This is a genomic window from Mycobacterium sp. (assembly GCF_032159775.1).
Classification (GTDB): domain Bacteria; phylum Actinomycetota; class Actinomycetes; order Mycobacteriales; family Mycobacteriaceae; genus Mycobacterium.
Genome location: NZ_JAVHWK010000013.1, coordinates 26,007 through 44,422 on the forward strand (window position 1 = coordinate 26,007; position 18,416 = coordinate 44,422).

At 65.4% G+C, this 18,416-nt stretch carries 17 protein-coding genes and 1 tRNA gene; 13 read left to right on the forward strand and 5 right to left on the reverse strand.

Going from position 1 to position 18,416, the window contains the following annotated elements; all coding sequences use genetic code 11:
- The first annotated feature begins 13 nt into the window (after window positions 1-13).
- The 3 genes from QOJ24_RS01300 to QOJ24_RS01310 all read left to right on the forward strand — a co-directional run bounded on the left by QOJ24_RS01300 (window position 14) and on the right by QOJ24_RS01310 (window position 3,217).
- Window positions 14-1,468: a sodium:solute symporter family protein gene (locus QOJ24_RS01300; RefSeq protein ID WP_526258327.1), complete on the forward strand. Its 1,455-nt coding sequence runs from the start codon at window positions 14-16 to the stop codon at window positions 1,466-1,468.
- Window positions 1,469-1,520: 52 nt separating this feature from the next.
- A complete protein-coding gene (locus tag QOJ24_RS01305; protein ID WP_526258329.1) occupies window positions 1,521-2,387 on the forward strand; it encodes a hypothetical protein in 867 nt (288 codons plus the stop codon).
- A gap of 80 nt (window positions 2,388-2,467) precedes the next feature.
- Window positions 2,468-3,217, forward strand: a complete 750-nt coding sequence (locus QOJ24_RS01310; protein WP_526258331.1) for a hypothetical protein — start codon at window positions 2,468-2,470, stop codon at window positions 3,215-3,217.
- A gap of 13 nt (window positions 3,218-3,230) precedes the next feature.
- On the opposite strand, the gene QOJ24_RS01315 is transcribed toward QOJ24_RS01310, so the two are convergent.
- Window positions 3,231-3,304 (reverse strand) — tRNA-Leu (locus QOJ24_RS01315).
- A 67-nt stretch (window positions 3,305-3,371) separates the two neighbouring features.
- Here QOJ24_RS01315 and QOJ24_RS01320 point away from each other — a divergent pair.
- From QOJ24_RS01320 to QOJ24_RS01350, 7 genes are all read left to right on the forward strand, one after another.
- Window positions 3,372-3,995, forward strand: a complete 624-nt coding sequence (locus QOJ24_RS01320) for a two-component system response regulator PdtaR (protein WP_526258333.1) — start codon at window positions 3,372-3,374, stop codon at window positions 3,993-3,995.
- 124 nt (window positions 3,996-4,119) lie between these two features.
- A complete protein-coding gene (locus QOJ24_RS01325) occupies window positions 4,120-5,331 on the forward strand; it encodes a branched-chain amino acid ABC transporter substrate-binding protein (protein WP_526258335.1) in 1,212 nt (403 codons plus the stop codon).
- Between the two features lie 80 nt (window positions 5,332-5,411).
- Window positions 5,412-6,449, forward strand: a complete 1,038-nt coding sequence (locus QOJ24_RS01330) for a branched-chain amino acid ABC transporter permease (RefSeq protein ID WP_526258337.1) — start codon at window positions 5,412-5,414, stop codon at window positions 6,447-6,449.
- Entirely contained in the window at window positions 6,446-7,654 is a 1,209-nt protein-coding gene (locus tag QOJ24_RS01335; RefSeq protein ID WP_526258339.1) for a branched-chain amino acid ABC transporter permease, read from the forward strand. The genes QOJ24_RS01330 and QOJ24_RS01335 overlap by 4 nt, the downstream gene beginning before the upstream one ends.
- Complete coding sequence (locus tag QOJ24_RS01340; RefSeq protein ID WP_526258341.1) at window positions 7,651-8,505, forward strand: ABC transporter ATP-binding protein; 855 nt, start codon at window positions 7,651-7,653, stop codon at window positions 8,503-8,505. The genes QOJ24_RS01335 and QOJ24_RS01340 overlap by 4 nt, the downstream gene beginning before the upstream one ends.
- Window positions 8,489-9,238: an ABC transporter ATP-binding protein gene (locus QOJ24_RS01345; protein WP_526258343.1), complete on the forward strand. Its 750-nt coding sequence runs from the start codon at window positions 8,489-8,491 to the stop codon at window positions 9,236-9,238. The genes QOJ24_RS01340 and QOJ24_RS01345 overlap by 17 nt, the downstream gene beginning before the upstream one ends.
- A 21-nt stretch (window positions 9,239-9,259) precedes the next feature.
- The gene (locus tag QOJ24_RS01350; RefSeq protein ID WP_526258344.1) at window positions 9,260-10,177 is read left to right on the forward strand and encodes an NAD(P)H-dependent flavin oxidoreductase; all 918 of its coding nucleotides are present in this window, start codon (window positions 9,260-9,262) and stop codon (window positions 10,175-10,177) included.
- 10 nt (window positions 10,178-10,187) lie between these two features.
- On the opposite strand, the gene QOJ24_RS01355 is transcribed toward QOJ24_RS01350, so the two are convergent.
- From QOJ24_RS01355 to QOJ24_RS01365, 3 genes are all read right to left on the reverse strand, one after another.
- Window positions 10,188-11,417, reverse strand: coding sequence for a lipid-transfer protein (locus QOJ24_RS01355; protein ID WP_526258346.1), 1,230 nt, complete (start codon window positions 11,415-11,417; stop codon window positions 10,188-10,190).
- Window positions 11,414-11,848, reverse strand: coding sequence for a Zn-ribbon domain-containing OB-fold protein (locus QOJ24_RS01360; RefSeq protein WP_526258348.1), 435 nt, complete (start codon window positions 11,846-11,848; stop codon window positions 11,414-11,416). The genes QOJ24_RS01355 and QOJ24_RS01360 overlap by 4 nt, the downstream gene beginning before the upstream one ends.
- A 299-nt stretch (window positions 11,849-12,147) precedes the next feature.
- Window positions 12,148-12,855, reverse strand: coding sequence for an alpha/beta fold hydrolase (locus tag QOJ24_RS01365; RefSeq protein WP_526258350.1), 708 nt, complete (start codon window positions 12,853-12,855; stop codon window positions 12,148-12,150).
- Window positions 12,856-13,094: 239 nt separating this feature from the next.
- Between QOJ24_RS01365 and QOJ24_RS01370 the strand changes: the two genes are divergently transcribed.
- Together QOJ24_RS01370 and polA are read left to right on the forward strand one after the other, a co-directional pair.
- Window positions 13,095-13,985, forward strand: a complete 891-nt coding sequence (locus QOJ24_RS01370; RefSeq protein ID WP_526258352.1) for a LysR family transcriptional regulator — start codon at window positions 13,095-13,097, stop codon at window positions 13,983-13,985.
- Between the two features lie 57 nt (window positions 13,986-14,042).
- Window positions 14,043-16,703 (forward strand): DNA polymerase I, encoded by a 2,661-nt coding sequence (gene polA, locus QOJ24_RS01375; RefSeq protein ID WP_526258366.1) that lies wholly within the window; start codon window positions 14,043-14,045, stop codon window positions 16,701-16,703.
- Here polA and QOJ24_RS01380 read toward each other — a convergent pair.
- Complete coding sequence (locus tag QOJ24_RS01380; RefSeq protein ID WP_526258354.1) at window positions 16,700-17,875, reverse strand: PrsW family intramembrane metalloprotease; 1,176 nt, start codon at window positions 17,873-17,875, stop codon at window positions 16,700-16,702. The genes polA and QOJ24_RS01380 overlap by 4 nt on opposite strands.
- 169 nt (window positions 17,876-18,044) lie before the next feature.
- Between QOJ24_RS01380 and QOJ24_RS01385 the strand changes: the two genes are divergently transcribed.
- The coding region (locus QOJ24_RS01385; RefSeq protein ID WP_526258356.1) for a S1 RNA-binding domain-containing protein at window positions 18,045-18,416 on the forward strand (372 nt) is incomplete at its 3' end.

Sequence of the window (18,416 nt, forward strand, 5' to 3'; positions counted from 1 at the left end):
AAGGACCATCCTCATGGATATCGCCGTCGTCGTCATCTACCTCGTTGGCATGATCGCGTTCGGGTTCTGGGGTAAGCGCAGAGCCACAACGCAATCCGACTTCCTGGTTGCCGGTCGGCGACTCGGTCCTATGCTCTACTCCGGCACGATGGCCGCCATCGTGCTGGGCGGGGCGTCCACCATCGGCGGCGTCGGTCTGGGTTACGAGTACGGCATCTCGGGCATGTGGTTGGTGTTCGCGATCGGCACCGGCATTCTCCTGCTGAGCCTGCTGTTTGCAGGCCGGATACAGCGACTGCGCGTGTACACCGTCAGCCAGATGCTCGAACTTCGTTACGGCCCAGGCTCTTCAGTGCTGTCCGGCGCGGTCATGTTCGGCTATACGTTGATGCTGTCGGTCACCTCGACCATCGCCTACGCGACCATTTTCAGTGCGCTGTTCGATATAGGCAGGGTGCTCGCCATCGTCCTGGGGGGCAGCGTGGTGGTCGTCTACTCGGTCCTTGGCGGAATGTGGTCGATCACGTTGACCGACTTCGTTCAGTTCGTGATCAAGACCATCGGCATCTTCTTCATCCTGCTGCCGGTCGCGCTGTACAAGACAGGCGGAATCGGCGGGCTGGCCGACAAGCTGCCGGCCGACGCGACGTCCTTCACCGCGATCGGCGGCCAGACGATCCTGACGTATTTCGTCATCTATACCTTCGGACTCCTCATCGGCCAGGACATCTGGCAGCGGGTGTTCACCGCACGCAGTCCAGGCGTTGCCCGCTGGGCGGGTACCGCGGCCGGCGTGTACTGCCTGCTGTACGCGGTTGCCGGTGCGGTGATCGGGATGGCGGCCAAGGTTCTGCTGCCCGCGTTGGAGGCGCGCGACGACGCGTTCGCGGAGTTCGTCGAAATGCAGTTGCCGCCTATCCTGGCCGGCTTGGTGCTGGCGGCCGCGCTTGCCGCGGTGATGTCCACTTCGAGCGGAGCGCTGATCGCAACGGCGACGGTCTTCAGCCAGGACATCGTTGCCCGGCTGCGCAAGCGCGACATCGAAGCGGGAAGCGAACACGACCACATCCGCAGCAATCGGATCTATGTCGCCGTCTTCGGAGTCGTGATGATTGTCATCGCGTGCCTGCTGCAAGACGTCGTCGCCGCGTTGACCGTGGCCTACGACATCCTTGTCGGCGGATTGCTGATCCCGATCCTCGGCGGGCTGCTGTGGCGGCGCGGTACCAACGTCGGCGCGATCGCGGCGATGGCGGTCGGCACCGTGGCCACACTGGCCACCATGATCGCCGTCGGCGACATCTTCGCCAATGAGCCCATCTATGTCGGGCTGGCGTCCGGCCTGGTGGTCTTCGTCGTCGGCAGTTTGCTGAGTAAGCCGACCGCAACCGAGGTGATTGCGGAGTGGGACCGCAGGAGTCGGGGGGAGGGCGCCGCGGCCGAGCCCGTGACGGAGGCGACAATTTAGTGCGACGTTGTATGGTTTAAGCCTGCCTTTCGCTGATCGTGGGGGACGAAGCGTGGACCGGGTTTGGATTCGTAGCGCGGCAATCGGCTGTGCGTTTGCCTGCGGGGCGATGGTCTGCGGTCCGGGTGTGGTGGGCATTGCGCAGTCGCACGCCATTCTCGGCATCGGCCCGGACCTCCTGGACCTGCTCGGTGGCGACGACGACAAATCCGATCTTCACCACCCCCGGCCCGGCTCCGAGGCGCCTCCCAGCGGGCAGGCTGCTCGCACCGTCGGCGTGACGACGGCCGATGCCGGCCCGCCGGTGTCGACGTTCGATAGCGGACCTCAGGCCGCCGGCTTGGTCGCCGCTGGTGGCGTCCCGAAGAGTGCAAGCCTGCAGGGCGCAGGCCCGCAGAGTGCGAGCCGGGGCGGAGGCGGCGGCGCGGTGTCGCGCGTCAGCCCGGTAGGCCGGTCATCGAACCTGCCGTCGGTGCCTTCTGCCCCGATTACCCGCAATATCGTCATTCGGGGGACAGCGTCAACGCGCTCGGCGGGCACGGCCGCGCCGCGGTCTGTGCCGCGTGCCATTCCGCGGACGCCCGCCGCCGTCCCGCTGGCCGCGCCGCCTCCGGTCGCACCACAGCCGGAGGGTCGGCCAGCGCCTGATGCGCCGCCTGCCCCCTCGCAGGCCCCGCCACAAGCGAAAGATCCACTGGCACCCAGTAATTCAAGTGTTGTGCGGATACCCGACTCATACCGGGTCGGATACGCGGAGTACCTGCGGTCTGCGACCACCACAGACCTCGTCGCGGCGGCACTCCCCGGCGTCGCGGGGATTGCCGGATTCACCCTCGTCGGTGCGTACGCGGGTTACCGCCAGGCGAAATCCCTTCAGCGGGCGTTGCTGGCTCCGGTACCGACGAGCTTTCTGCTGTGAGCGGGTAGTTTGATTCCACCGCGATGCGGGTACGTCTCTAGGTCATTCCGGGTCTGTCCCTTTGGGTGGGAGCGACAAGCATGAATGGTTCGCTGACACGAAGCGCGATCGGGTGCGCGATCGCCTGTAGCGCATTTGTCGTCGGACCATCGCTCGTCGGCGCGGCGGTCGCGAACGCAGATCTTGCCGGCATCGGCGGCGGGGTCGGAGGAGTCGACGTCCTCGGGGTCGACCTGCTGGGCGGTGGCGGAAAGACGAAGAGCGTCAACGGCGGCCAGGCCCGCACGAGCACCGTGTCGACCGCGCCGAGCACCCGCAGCGTCGTGATCCGATCAAAGGGTCCTGTCGCCTCGCCTGCTGCGGAAACAGCGGCGGCCCCAGCCATCGCTCCAGCGGCGTATGCGGCCCCGACGATGATGGGCTCGCCCCTGGTAGACGCTGTTCCCGCTGCGCCTGCTCCGTCGGTGACGCCGCCGCCTGCTGCCGTTCCGCTGTCGGGCGGGTTGCTGCCCCTGCCCTCCGCGCCGGCCATCGGGCCGCCCGCGCCGCAAGCCGTTCCGGTGATTCCGTCCACCAGTGCGCCCAGCCCGGGTAGCCCGCTCGCGCCCGGCGACTCCCTTCGACCGCCGACGAAGATCCCGGACACCTTCAGGGTCGGTTACTCGGAGTACTTGAGGTCCGCGACCAACATGGACATTCTCGCGGCGGCACTGCCCGGCGTCGCGGGTATCGCGGGCTTCACCCTGCTCGGTGCATTTGCCGGCTACCGCCAGGCCGTCGGCCTGCAGAAGGCGCTGCTAGCGCCGGTGCCCACACGCATCGTGCTGTAGCCGCAGACAGCGGTGCCCTCGGTGAGATTCGAACTCACACTGTACGGGTTTTGAATCCGTTTCCTCTGCCAGTTGGGATACGAGGGCGCGGCCTACCACCATAGAGGATCCCCCGAGGTCGCTGATTGCGGCCGCGACCGCCACAATGGCAGCCATGACCGGCTCAACGACGGACGGTGCCAAGCCGCATCGCGTCGTCATCGCAGAGGACGAAGCGCTCATCCGGCTCGACTTGGCAGAGATGCTGCGCGAGGAGGGCTACGAGGTGGTCGGCGAGGCCGGTGACGGGCAGGAAGCCGTCGAGTTGGCCGAAAGCCTCAAGCCGGACCTGGTGATCATGGACGTCAAAATGCCACGTCGCGACGGCATCGACGCGGCGTCCGAGATCGCCGCCAAGCGGATCGCCCCGATCGTCGTGCTGACGGCCTTCAGCCAGCGCGAGTTGGTCGAGAGGGCCCGCGATGCGGGCGCGATGGCGTATCTCGTCAAGCCGTTCTCCATCACAGACCTGATTCCGGCGATCGAGGTGGCGGTCAGCCGATTCAGTGAGATCTCCGCATTGGAGCAGGAAGTCGCGACGCTGTCGGACAGGCTGGAGACGCGCAAGCTCGTGGAGCGGGCCAAGGGTTTGCTCCAGACCAAGCATCAGATGTCCGAACCCGAGGCGTTCAAGTGGATTCAGCGGGCGGCGATGGATCGGCGTACAACCATGAGGCGAGTCGCCGAGGTTGTGCTCGAGACGCTGGACGAACCGGAGGACGCCGCGCCGTCGGCCTAGCAATACACCGAAAACGCGCACCACGGCCGCGCGTTGGCTATGTTCTACCCCGAAGCGTCAGCGCCCTGGCCGAATCACCGGCCGGATCGTCGATGCCGATGAAACGTCGAGTCGGAGGTGAAACGTGCGCGGTCGCGTCACACGGAGCGCAGTTGCGCTCGGTAGCGCAGGACTGGTGGTCCTCAGCATGGCTGCCTGTCAGCAGTCCAAGCCGGAAGAAGAGTCGTCGCAGACGAACCTGAAGATCGTCGAACAGGTGCAGATCGATGACAAGGGCGCCGAAGTCAAGGCGGCGGAGGGGGCTGCACCCGCCGATCCGGCTGGTGACGGCAAGGCCAACTGCCCGCCGGTGTCGATTGCCATGGCAGGTGCGCTCAACGGCCCTGACGCGGCGCTCGGCATCAACATCAAGAACGGCGTGCAGTTGGCGATCGACAAGCACAATGCCGCCAACCCCGGCTGCCAGATTCAGCTGAAGCCGTTCGACACCGAGGGCGATCCGCAGAAGGCGACCGCGATCGCGCCGCAGATCGTCGACGACCAGTACACGATTGGTCTTGTCGGACCGGCGTTCTCGGGTGAGACGAAGGCCACCGGCGGCGTCTTCGACCAGGCCGGCCTTGTCGCCGTGACGGCGTCGGCGACCAACCCGACCCTGAGCGAGAACGGCTGGAAGACGTTCTTCCGCGGCCTGGCCAACGACGCGGTGCAAGGCCCGTCGGTCGCCAACTACCTGAAGAACGGGTTGAAGTTCGAGAAGATCTGCGTCATCGACGACAGCACGGACTACGGGCTGGGTCTGGCGACGGCCGTGCGCGACACGCTTGGTGCGACTGCCGATTCGGGCTGCAACATCTCCGTGAAGAAGGGCGACAAAGACTTCTCGGCCGCGGTGACGCAGGTCAAGGGCGTCAACCCGAAGGCCGTGTTCTACGGCGGCTACTACTCGGAGGCGGCTCCGCTCGTCCAGCAGCTCAAGGACGGTGGCTTCGAGGGCACCTTCGTCAGCGCCGACGGCACCAAGGACCCGCAGTTCGTCAGCCAGGCCGGTGAAGCGGCCAAGGACGCGATCCTGTCCTGCCCGTGCGGCCCTGCGACGGGACCGTTCGCCGAGGAGTACCAGAAGAAGTTCAACGCCGAGGCAGGCACCTACAGCGCCGAAGGCTACGACCTCGGCACGATTCTGGTGAAGGGCATTGACTCGGGGGCCATCACGCGGCCCGCGTTGCTCGACTTCGTCAAGAACTACAACGGCCAGGGAGTGGCACGCAAGTACCAGTGGACCCCGACCGGTGAGCTCACCACCAATTTGATCTGGATCTTCAAGGTTCAGTAATCCTGCGGCGAGGCGCGTCCGAGACCTGAAGGCTCGGGCGCGTTTCGCTTCACATCGCCTGCCGAGGAGCCCGCCGCCGGATGATTCACGAGTGCGTCGACCAGTACGCCTGCCTAGCCGCGGATATCAACTTCAACCTCGAGAATTTGCGAAGCGGCTTCTGGCAGTTGACGATCGACGGTTTTTCGTGGGGGGCTATCTACGCGCTGGTCGCCGTCGGATACACCCTGGTGTTCGGCGTGCTTCGGCTGATCAACTTCGCACACTCCGAGATCTTCATGCTCGGCATGTTCGGTGCCTACTTCGCGCTGGACATGATCATGGGCTTCACGCCGAGCGGCAACGCCTACAACAAGGGCTTCGCGATGACGTTGCTCTATCTGGGTATTGCGATGTTGTTCGCGATGCTGGTCTCGGGTACGGCCGCCGTCGGGCTCGAGTTCGTCGCGTACCGACCGCTGCGAAGACGGGGCGCACGGTCGTTGACGTTCCTGATCACCGCCATCGGCATGTCGTTCGTGCTGCAGGAGTTCGTTCACTTCGTTCTTCCCAAGCTGATCAAGGGCTACGGGGGCAGCAACGCGCAGCAACCGATCATCCTGGTTCAGCCGAAGACGCAGTTCACCATCTTCGGCGCCTCGGTCTCCAACGTCACCATCGTGATCATCGTGGCGGCGTTGGTTTTCGCCGTGCTCACCGACATCGCGATCAACCGGACGAAGTTCGGCCGCGGCATCCGCGCCGTCGCACAGGACTCGACCACCGCGACGCTGATGGGCGTCTCCCGTGAACGCATCATCATGACGACGTTTCTCATCGGCGGCCTGCTGGCCGGCGCCGCGGCCCTGCTGTACACCCTGAAGGTGCCGCAGGGAATCATCTATTCCGGCGGATTCCTGTTGGGCATCAAGGCTTTCTCGGCCGCCGTCCTCGGCGGCATCGGTAACCTGCGCGGCGCGCTGCTCGGCGGTCTCCTGTTGGGCATCATGGAGAACTACGGGCAGGCCGTGTTCGGTACCCAGTGGCGCGACGTCATCGCCTTCGTGCTGCTTGTTCTGGTGCTGCTGATCCGGCCCACCGGGATACTGGGTGAAAGCCTTGGGAAGGCTCGCGCATGACGTCAAGCGAGAAGCAGACGGATGGCGTATCGAAGCGGACGCAGAACCTCCTCGCGCCCGGCGACGGCCTTCGGCGTTGGTGGGACGGTCTGGCCCGGCCGCAGAAGTGGGTCTTCGGCGTCCTGCTGTTCGGGGCGGTCGCACTGCTGCCGCTGCACACCCCGCCGTTTCTGGACACCCCCGGAATCAGCTTCGGTGGCACCATGGCGCAGTTCGCCATGGTCGCGATCATCGCGATCGGCCTCAATGTCGTGGTGGGGCAGGCCGGCCTGCTCGACCTCGGCTACGTCGGCTTCTACGCCGTCGGCGCGTACACGGTTGCGCTGCTCACCAGCCCCGACAGCCCATGGAACATGGTCGGACCCACGGGCTTCTTCAGCACGCCGTGGGCCTGGTTGTCGTGTGTGCCGCTGGCCATGGCCATCACCGCGCTCGCGGGCCTGATCCTCGGTTTCCCGACGCTTCGCCTACGCGGTGACTATCTGGCGATCGTCACACTTGGATTCGGCGAGATCATCCGGCTGATGGCCGACAACCTTGCCGACACCACAGGCGGCCCGCGCGGCCTCAACGAGATCGCATTCCCGCGTGTCGGCGAGAGTGAGAAGCTGCCGGAAGGAGTTTTCTCCAGCGCGAACTCGACGGGCCACGCGAACTACGGCACCTGGTGGTTCTGGCTCGGTCTGATTCTTATCGTCGCCATCCTGATGCTCGTCGGAAACCTGGAACGCAGCCGGGTCGGCCGTGCCTGGATCGCCGTCCGCGAAGACGAGGATGCCGCAGAAGTAATGGGCGTCAACACTTTCCGATTCAAACTGTGGGCGTTCGTGATCGGCGCCGCGATCGGCGGGCTTTCGGGTGCGCTCTACGCGGGCCAAGTGCAGTACGTCGCGCCACCGACGTTCAACATCATCAACTCGATGCTGTTCCTGTGCGCGGTGGTGCTCGGCGGACAGGGCAACAAGCTCGGCGTGATCTTCGGCGCGTTCATCATCGTCTATCTGCCCAATCGCTTGCTGGGTGTGGAGTTCCTCGGCATCAACATGGGGGACCTGAAGTACCTGTTCTTCGGGCTCGCGTTGGTGGTGTTGATGATCTTCCGCCCCGAGGGTCTCTTCCCCGCTCGCCAGCATCTGTTGACCTACGGCAGGGCCGCGCGCGATCTATTGCGCACCAAGCCCGGCGAAAAGGAGCCGGCCGCATGAGCACGCAGTTGCCCGGCACCGACGAATCCGTCGAGGAGCTCGCCAGTGTGCACCGCGAGATCCATGCCGCCGAAGGCGAAGTCCTCTTGCGGACAGAGGATCTGACGGTGAAGTTCGGCGGGCTGACCGCACTGGATTCGGTCACGTTCGACATCCGCCGCGGCGAGATCCTCGGCATGATCGGGCCGAACGGTGCGGGCAAGACCACCTGCTTCAACGCGATCACCGGTGTGTATCGGCCGACTTCCGGCTCGGTGATTTTCGACGGCGCTCCGCTTGGCCGCGTCAAGCGCCACAAGATCACCCGAAAGGGCATTGCCCGCACTTTCCAGAACATCCGACTGTTCGGCGAGATGACCGCGTTGGAGAACGTGATGGTCGGTACCGATGCCCGACACCACACGTCGGTGCCGGGGGCGCTCGTGCGCACCCCGCGACACCGCAGGGAGGAGAAGTCGGCGATCGAGCGGTCCGCTGCGCTGCTGCACTTCGTCGGCATCGCCCATCGCGGCGAGGAGAAGGCGAAGAACCTGCCCTACGGCGATCAGCGGCGCCTCGAGATCGCCCGCGCGCTGGCAACGGAACCCAAGCTACTGTGCCTCGACGAACCGGCCGCGGGCTTCAACCCCAGCGAGAAGGCGGCGTTGATCGATCTGATCCGCAAGATCCGCGACGACGGGTACACGGTGCTGCTCATCGAACACGACATGCGGCTGGTGATGGGGGTGACCCACCGGATCGTCGTGCTGGAGTTCGGCCGAAAGATCGCCGACGGGCTGCCCGCCGAGATCCGCGAAGACCCGAAGGTCATCGCCGCCTACCTGGGGGTGCCCGATGACGAACTCTCCTGACGCCGACGACCGGCCGGTCCTGCTGGAGGCCCGTGACATCGTCGTGCACTACGGGCGGATCAAAGCGCTGCACGGTGTGTCGCTGGTGGTGCGCAAGGGTGAGCTGGTCACCCTGCTGGGCTCCAATGGTGCGGGCAAGACCACGATCATGCGCGCGATCTCCGGACTGCGGCCGCTGACATCGGGTTCGGTGTGGTTCGAGGGCGAAGACATCTCCCGCATGAAGGCACACCGGCGGGTGACGCAAGGCCTGATCCAGGCTCCGGAAGGCCGCGGCGTCTTCCCGGGTATGTCGGTTGTCGAGAATCTGGAAATGGGTTGTTACGGAAGAAAGTTCCCGTCCAAGGCAGAGCACAAGGAGCGCCTCGACTGGGTGTTGGAGACCTTTCCCCGGCTGGCCGAGCGCAGGAGCCAGGTCGGCGGCACCCTGTCCGGGGGTGAGCAGCAGATGCTGGCAATCGGCCGGGCACTGATGGCGCGTCCCGAGGTGCTGCTGCTCGACGAGCCGTCGATGGGACTGGCGCCGATGGTGATATCCCAGATCTTCAAGATCATCGCCGACATCAATGCGCAGGGCACGACGGTTCTGCTCGTTGAGCAGAACGCGCAGCAGGCGCTCACCCGATCCGACCGCGCCTACATTCTGGAGACGGGCGAGACCACCCGCGAGGGTAATGCCCGAGAGTTGCTGGAAGACGACAGCATTCGCGCCGCATACCTCGGCGTGGCCTAACCGCGCGGGGGACCGTGGCGCATGCTGAACAACCGCATTCGGGCGCTGCTTGGCGTCGAATATCCAGTGGTTCAGGCACCGATGACCTACATCGCCAGGGCGGAGCTCGCCGCAGCCGTGTCGGAAGCAGGCGGGCTCGGCATGATCGAAACGCTGACACCCGAGGGTCGTGCCGATTTGCGACGCGTTCGCGAACTCACCGCCCAACCCGTGGCAGCCAACCTGATGATTCAGGGCTGGAAGGCGGACCCGTCGATCGTCGACATCCTTGCCGAGGCAAAAGTGCGCCACGTCTTCACGTCGGCGGGTGATCCGGCGTTGTTCACTCAACGTCTGCACGACGCCGGCATGACCGTCGTGCACGTCATCGGGTCACTGCGGGCGGCGATGAAGGCCGCCGACGCCGGAGTCGACGCTCTGGTGGTCGAGGGCGTTGAGGGCGGAGGTTTCAAGTCCGCGCTCGGTGCCTCGACGATGGTCCTGCTACCGCTCGTCGCGGAATGCGTCGAGCTTCCGATCATCGCCGCGGGCGGGATGTGCGACGCGCAGTCCGCGGCGGCCGCGGTCGTACTGGGTGCCGAAGGCGTTCAGATGGGAACGCGGATGCTGGCAAGCCGAGAGTCGCTGGTGCACAGTAACTTCAAGAACGCCATTATCGGCGCGAACGACGCAGGCACTGTGCTTCTCGATGTTCCCGGTAATCCGACGATGCGGGTTCTGCGCACGGGTTTGGCCGCGCGCGTCGCGGCCCATGATCCCAACGTTGAGTTGCTGGGCAAGGTGACCGATCTGTACTTCGACGGCGACATGGATGCCAGTGTCGCCAACACCGGCCAGGTGTCATCACGCATCGCCGGGCTGTTGCCGGTCGCCGAGATCGTGCGACAGACGTGGGCAGGGATCGATGGTGCTTTCGATGCGGCGCGTTTCCGCATTTGATTACCGGTGGTTAGCGGGCGACGACAACCGACGAGCCGTGTCCAAACAAGCCCTGGTTGGCGGTGACGCCGACTTTCGCGCCCTCGACCTGACGGCCGGTGGCCTGGCCCTTCAGCTGCCAGGTCAGCTCGCATACCTGCGCGATGGCCTGGGCCGGGATCGCCTCGCCGAAACATGCGAGCCCGCCAGAGGCATTGACCGGGATCTTCCCGCCGATGGTCGTCGCGCCACTGCGTAGCAGACCCTCGGCCTCGCCCCTCGCGCACAGGCCGAGGTGCTCGTACCAGTCGAGTTCCAGTGCGGTGGACAGGTCGTATACCTCGGCAAGGCTGAGATCCTCGGGACCGATACCGGCCTCGGCGTAGGCGGCGTCGAGGATCTGGTCTTTGAACACCCGCTCGGGCGCGGCCACGGCTGCAGTCGAATCCGTTGCGATGTCCGGCAATTCGGGCAGATGCTGGGGGTACTGCGGTGTTTGAAGGCTGACCGCACGCACCGATGGCACGCCCTCGACGGAGCCAAGGTGCTTCTCGGCGAATGCCCTGCTCGCCACGATCAGCGCCGCCGCGCCATCTGACGTCGCGCAGATATCCAGCAGCCGAAGCGGATCCGACACCACCGGGCTGGCAAGCACGTCCTCGACGGAGCTTTCCTTGCGGTACCGGGCGTTCGGGTTGTCCAGGCCGTGCCGTGCGTTCTTCACCTTGACCGCAGCGAAATCCTCGAGCGTGGCGCCGTAGAGGTCCATCCGGCGCCGCGCCAACAGTGCGAAGTAGACCGTGTTCGTCGCGCCGATCAGGTGGAACCGCTGCCAGTCCGGGTCGTTCTTGCGCTCCCCGCCGACCGGCGCGAAGAAGCCCTTCGGCGTGGTATCGGCGCCGATCACCAGCGCGACGTCGCAGAAACCGGCCAGGATCTGCGCCCGCGCACTCTGAAGCGCCTGTGAGCCGCTCGCGCAGGCCGCGTAGCTCGAGGTGACGGGAACACCGTTCCAGCCGAGCTTTTGGGCGAACGTGGCGCCCGCCACGAAGCCGGGGTATCCGTTGCGGATCGTGTCAGCGCCTGCTACCAGCTGGATCTGACGCCAGTCCAGGCCGGCCTCGGCGAGCGCGGCGCGCGCGGCGACGACGCCGTACTCGGTGAAGTCGCGTCCCCACTTGCCCCACGGGTGCATGCCTGCGCCGAGAATGTAGACGGGCTCGGGGCTGGATGTCGCCGTCGATGCGGCTCCGGTACTCATGCGATCCTCCAGGCGTATACGACGCGCTGGACCCCGTCGTCGTCGGTGAACAGCGGCATGGTCGCCAACTCCATCTGCATGCCGACCTTGAGATCTTCGGCCAACGTGCCGTCGATGACCTTGCCCAACACGATCAGCCCCTCCTCGGCGAGCTCTACCGCGGCAACGGCGAACGGCTCGAAGGGATCCGGCGACGGATACGGGGGCGGCGGCGCGTACCGGTTCTCGGTGTAGCTCCACAGCGTGCCCCTTCTCGACAGCGGCACCTGCGCCAGGTCGTCGCCGTCACAGGCCGGGTTGGGGCAGTTGTTCTCCCGTGGCGGGAACACGTACGTGCCGCACTGATGGCATTTGCCGCCGATCAGATAGGGCTCGCCGGAGCCGTCGCTGGCGAACCAGCCGTCGATCGCGGGTTGGGTAGAAGCTGACACGCGGTCAGCGTACCGACTGCGGCGACGAAACTGAAACGTGTTCCAGTTTTTCGGGCCTGGAGAAGTTTTGGGATCGGTAGCGAACGGGTCCGGATGCAGTTGGCCCCCAGAGGCGTCCCGGCCACCAGCTCTGGGACGTTGCCGGTCCGATCGACCCGGCCCGCCTCGGTGGGCCGTCGACCCGATCGATGGCGGCCGACGACCCGGTTTGGCAGCCATCAACGGCATCTCGCTGCAGGACTATGCGGAACTGGTCCGGGAAGCGCAGGCTCGAAGCATCAACGACGAAGCGGGCTTGATCACATTGGCACAGGAGCGCGGGTGGAATCCCGCCGACCCTTCGCCACATCGGTCAGGATGCGCACCAGGTCCTCGGGGTTGTCCCGCATCAGGTTGTGGGCGCCGTCCAGTTCATGCACGTTCCACTCTGGATCGTCCTTGACCCGTTCGTAGGACGGCCGCAGCGGCGAATCTCCCGGCCAGTTCAGCGCGTAGACGAAATCGCGTCGCCGGAACCTGTTCAGGTCGCCGGTCAGCCTCATCCGCTGAAGGAACGACGCGAGGGGGTGGGAGGTCGCGCGCGGGTCGAAGAACGGCATCGGCGGTACGCCGTAGCCGGTGTCGTCGACGTCGAGGTACCACTGCCGCTCCTCGTCGTTGACCAGATGCCAGCACGATTCGCCGTCGCGGGGGACAAGCGCGTCGAGATACACCAGCGCGTCGACCTTTTCGGGAATGCGGTCGGCGACGCCGGTGATCACCATGCCGCCATAGCTGTGTCCGACCAGTACGAGATCCTCGGCGTGGGGTTCGGCAGCCAACGCGGACAGCACGTCGATGATGTGCGTCTCGAGGTTGACGCCGCCGTGGGCCAGGTGTGCGCGTTCGGCCACCCCGGTGAGCGTGTAGCGCAACACCCGGTGACCACGCTCGCCCAAGGCTGCAGCGAGATCGTCGAAGCACCACGCGCCATGGCAGGCGCCGGGGATGAGGACGTAAGTCGTCATGGGTGACTCCTAGTTGTGTCGGTTCGGTATTTGGCGCGCGAAAGCTCCTCCGCGAGGACGGTCACATCCGCGATTGCCTGCGATCACCATTGGCGGCAACGGAATACATCGGATGTGCCGCTTCGCCGAGCAGTGTGCGGGCCCTCGCAACGAGAACGTTTTCAGCCATGCCTTCAGCCTCGGCGCATGACTTCCATAAGTCCAATACCATTTTAGTCGACTAACTATAATAAATCGTTATGGAACTTCGACAGCTGGAGTATCTGGTCGCCGTCGCCGAGGAGGCCAACTTCACCAGGGCGGCAGAGCGGATCCACGTCGCTCAGCCCGCGGTCAGCGCCCAGATTCAACGCCTGGAGCGCGAGCTGGGACAGACCCTGGTGGACCGGTCGCGTCGCGCGGTGCGGCTGACCGCGGCAGGCGAAGCGGTGCTGCCCCATGCGAGGGCCGCCCTGGCCGCCGTCCGCGCCATGGGTGTCGCCGCGGACGAGGTCTCCCAGTTGGTGCGCGGCACCGTCACCATCGGAACGGTGACGTCACACAACGTCGACATTCCGCAACTGCTGGCCGACTTTCACGCAGAACATCCCAACGTCGAGATCACCCTGGGCACAGACACTTCCGACAACCTGATCGAGAACGTCCGGACCGGACGCCTGGACGTCGCGATCGCCTCGGTAGGCCCGGACGAGGTGCCCGACGGGCTCTCCATCGAAGTCGTCACCGACGAGACGATCAAAGCGGCGGTGTGCCTGGCCGATCCGCTCGCGAAACGGAAGAAGATCCGGACCGCCGACCTGCGCGACAGGACGCTGATCGCACTTCCCGTCGGCGCGGGCATCCGCAACCAGTTCGACCGCGCATGCGCGAAAGCGGGCGTCTCTCCGCGGATCGCGTTCGAGGCCAGCACTCCACTCGCGCTGGCCGACCTGGCAGGGCGCGGACTTGGGGTCGCCATCGTGCCTGCGTCCGTGCCGGGTGGCCGCGCCGACCTGCATGCGTTGACGTTCGTTCCGGAACTGCGGGGGCGGCTCGTTCTGGTCTGGCGCTCAGCGGGCCCGATCAGCCCGGCCGCGCGTGTCCTGATCGATCGGGCTCGTCGGCTACTGCGTGTCAGCGGCCGTGCATAGAGTAGGGCCGTGACCGCAAGCGCAACGGCCGAGAAGGCGACCGACAAGCCGACATTGATGCTGCTTGACGGCAATTCGCTGGCGTTCCGGGCGTTCTATGCTTTGCCCGCCGAGAACTTCAAGACCCAGGGTGGTCTGACCACGAACGCGGTGTACGGGTTCACCGCGATGCTCATCAACCTGCTGCGCGACGAGCAGCCCAGCCACATCGCCGCGGCATTCGACGTGTCCCGCCAGACGTTCCGGTTGGATAGATATCCCGAGTACAAGGCGGGCCGATCTGCCACCCCCGACGAGTTCCGCGGTCAGATCGACATCACCAAGGAAGTGCTGGGCGCACTCGGCATCACCGTGCTGGCCGAACCCGGATACGAGGCGGACGATGTACTCGCGACGCTGGCGACGCAGGCCGAGGACGCGGGCTACCGGGTCCTCGTGGTCACCGGGGACCGCGACTCGCTGCAACTGGTCAGCGACGACGTCACAGTGCTGTACCCGCGCAAGGGCGTCAGCGAGCTCACGCGGTTCACGCCGGAGGCGGTGCTGGAGAAGTACGGGCTGACTCCACAGCAGTATCCGGACTTCGCCGCCTTGCGCGGCGATCCGAGCGACAACCTTCCCGGAATTCCGGGCGTGGGGGAGAAGACCGCGACGAAGTGGATCGCCGAGTACGGCTCGCTGCAGGCGCTTGTCGACCAGGTCGACACCGTGAAGGGCAAGGTCGGCGACGCGCTGCGGGCCAACCTGTCGCACGTCGTGCTCAATCGGGAGCTGACCGACCTGGTCAAGGACGTCCCGCTGGCCCAGACCCCCGACACGCTTCGCATGCAGCCGTGGAATCGCGACCAGATCCACCGGCTGTTCGACGACCTCGAGTTCCGCGTGCTTCGCGAGCGGTTGTTCGACACGCTGGCGTCGACAGATCCCGAGGTGGACCAGGGTTTCGATGTACGCGGTGGCGCGCTCGAAGCCGGCGAGCTGGCCGGGTGGCTGACTGCGCACAGTACGGGCGGCCGGTTCGGGATGGCCGTCGTCGGCACCCATCTCGCCTTCGACGCCGATGCGACCGCGTTGGCGATCGTCGCCTCCGACGGAGACGGTCGCTATCTGGACACCGCCGATCTGCATCACGACGACGAGGCGGCACTGGCGTCGTGGCTGGAAGACGCCGACATACCCAAGGCGCTGCACGAAGCCAAGCTCGCGATGCACGATCTGGAAGGCCGCGGCTGGACGCTCCGAGGTGTCACGTCGGACACCGCGCTGGCCGCCTACCTCGTTCGGCCCGGCCAACGAAGCTTCGCGCTCGACGACCTGTCGTTGCGGTACTTGAAACGGGAGCTACGAGCGGATAATCCGGAGCAGCAACAACTTTCGCTGCTCGACGACACTGACGGTGTTGATGAGCAGGCGGTCCAGACATCGATCCTGCGGGCCAGCGCCGTGATGGACCTCGCCGACGCGCTCGACGAGGAATTGGCCCGCATCGAGTCCTCATCGCTGCTGGGCGACATGGAACTGCCAGTCCAGCGGGTGCTCGCCGAGATGGAGACCGCAGGTATCGGGGTCGACATCGGCCAGCTGACAGAGCTGCAGAGCGAGTTCGCCGACCAGATTCGCGACGCCGCCGAGGCGGCTTTTGGAGTGATCGGCAAGCAGATCAACCTCGGCTCGCCCAAACAGCTGCAGGTGGTGCTGTTCGACGAGTTGGAGATGCCGAAGACCAAGCGCACCAAGACCGGCTACACCACCGACGCCGACGCGCTGCAGTCACTGTTCGACAAGACCGGCCACCCGTTCCTTCAGCATCTGCTTGCGCACCGCGACGTCACCCGGCTCAAGGTCACCGTCGACGGCCTGCTCAACGCGGTTGGGTCCGACGGCCGAATCCACACCACGTTCAACCAGACGATCGCGGCGACCGGCCGGCTGTCTTCGACGGAGCCGAACCTGCAGAACATTCCGATCCGCACGGACGCGGGCCGCCGGATCCGCGATGCGTTCGTCGTCGGCGAGGGCTACGACGAGCTGATGACCGCGGACTACAGCCAGATCGAGATGCGGATCATGGCCCACCTGTCCAAGGACGACGGCCTCATCGAGGCCTTCCGCACCGGTGAGGACCTGCACTCGTTCGTCGCATCGCGCGCATTCTCGGTTCCCATCGACGAAGTCACCGCCGAACTCAGGCGCCGGGTCAAGGCCATGTCGTACGGGCTGGCCTACGGATTGAGTGCATATGGCCTTGCTGCGCAACTCAAGATCTCCACCGAAGAGGCCAAGGTGCAGATGGAGCAGTACTTCGACCGGTTCGGCGGCGTGCGGGACTACTTGCGAGACGTTGTCGACCAGGCCCGCAAGGACGGCTACACATCGACGGTGTTCGGCAGGCGCCGGTACCTGCCGGAGCTGGACAGCAGCAACCGCAACGTCCGCGAAGCAGCTGAGCGGGCTGCACTCAACGCACCCATCCAGGGCAGCGCCGCGGACATCATCAAGGTGGCGATGATCGAGGTCGACAGAGCGATCAAGGATGCCGGGCTGAAGTCACGAATGCTGCTGCAGGTGCACGACGAATTGCTGATCGAGATCGCGCAGGGGGAGCGCGACGACGTCGAGAAGGTGGTCCGCGACAAGATGGGCAGCGCCTACCCGCTCGACGTGCCGCTCGAGGTGTCCGTCGGTTATGGCCGCAGCTGGGACGCCGCCGCGCACTAAGACGCCGTCGCGCGGTATCCAGCCAAAGCCTGCAGAGCGGGTGCACCCGCACGCGCTCCGTAAACCGCGTAGGTCTCCTCGTTCAACAGCGCGGTCACACGCTGGTCGCCGAATCCCCGATCGATGCGGTCGCGGACGAACGCCAGCTCGACGACCTGATGTGCGAATGTCTTGACCGACTTGCCTGCGGGTTTTCCGCCTGCCCGCGATGCCTGCGCGACCGCAGCCCTGCGGTGACGGATCGAGCCCAGCCAGGTCGCCTCGTTGGGTGTCAGTAGACCGGCCGCGACCATGCCGGGCAGTTTCTCCGCGGTGATCCGCTGCTCCTTGCGACGGCTGGCCACGCCGAGCCAGATCATCAACCCGAAGATCGGCACCATCCACAGCAGGTACACCCCGAAGTAGGCCCCGACGCCCAGTAACGAAGACCCGTTCCACAAGCCGTGCATGATCACTGCGCAGATGTATCCGAGCAGGATGTAGCCGACCTTGGCCAAAGCGCCTCGGCGCTGTAGTGCGAACCACACGCCGATGCCGAAGAACGTGGTGAACAGCGAATGAGCGAACGGCGCCATGATCAGCCGCATCGCCGCGGTCAACAGCGAGTCGCCGAGAGTTTCTCCGCCGCCGATGTAGAGGATGTCCTCCAGCCAGGCGAACCCCGCGCCGACCAGCCCGGCGTACACCAGGCAGTCCGTCAGCGAGTTCAGCTCGTTGCGGCGCCGGCCCGTCATCATCAGCAGAAGGAACAGGCCCTTCGCCGCTTCTTCGGTCAGGGGCGCACCCAGGACGATGGTGATCGGGCTGACCGATTCGGTACCGCCCGGGTTGATCACCGCCTCGGCGATGAGTTGAAGTATCGATGCAACGATGACGGCGACCGACGCGCCCCACAGAAAGGCCAGGATCAACAGCCGGGGCGGCTCCGGCTCCCAGCGGTCCAACCACAGATACGCCAGCACGACGACCGTCATGGCGGCGCTGGACAGGGCGAACCCGATGCCCGTTCCGACGGGGTTGAACGCGGTCAGCGCGATGATGATCAAGCCGGCGATGGTGCCGAGCAGGATCAGTACCCCAAGAGGCGCGCCGACCTTGCGGACCTTCTTCAAAATCGGCGGGTACGACGGAATGAATTGAAGTGGCTGCTGCGGCGGACCGGCATACGACACCAGAGCAGGGTAGCTGTCGATCGCGGGACCGATGGACCTAGTTTGTCCAGCGTGTACCCAGTCGAGTAACCTCAACGGGTAACCCGTCTGTGGTTTTGCGATCTCTGCTGCGGGTGACACCAATCACAAACTGTCCCTACGACCCAACCTGTCCGGAGCAACCCACCACATGCCAAGTCCCTCCGTCACCTCGCCGCAAGTAGCCGTCAACGACATCGGCTCGGCCGAGGACTTTCTCGCCGCCATCGACAAAACCATCAAATACTTCAACGATGGCGACATCGTCGAGGGAACCATCGTCAAGGTCGACCGTGACGAAGTCCTGCTCGACATCGGTTACAAGACCGAAGGCGTCATCCCCTCCCGAGAGCTCTCCATCAAGCACGACGTCGACCCCTCTGAGGTTGTGTCCGTCGGCGATGAGGTCGAAGCCCTTGTCCTCACCAAGGAGGACAAGGAAGGCCGTCTGATCCTGTCCAAGAAGCGTGCGCAGTACGAGCGCGCCTGGGGCACGATCGAAGAGCTCAAGGAGAAGGACGAG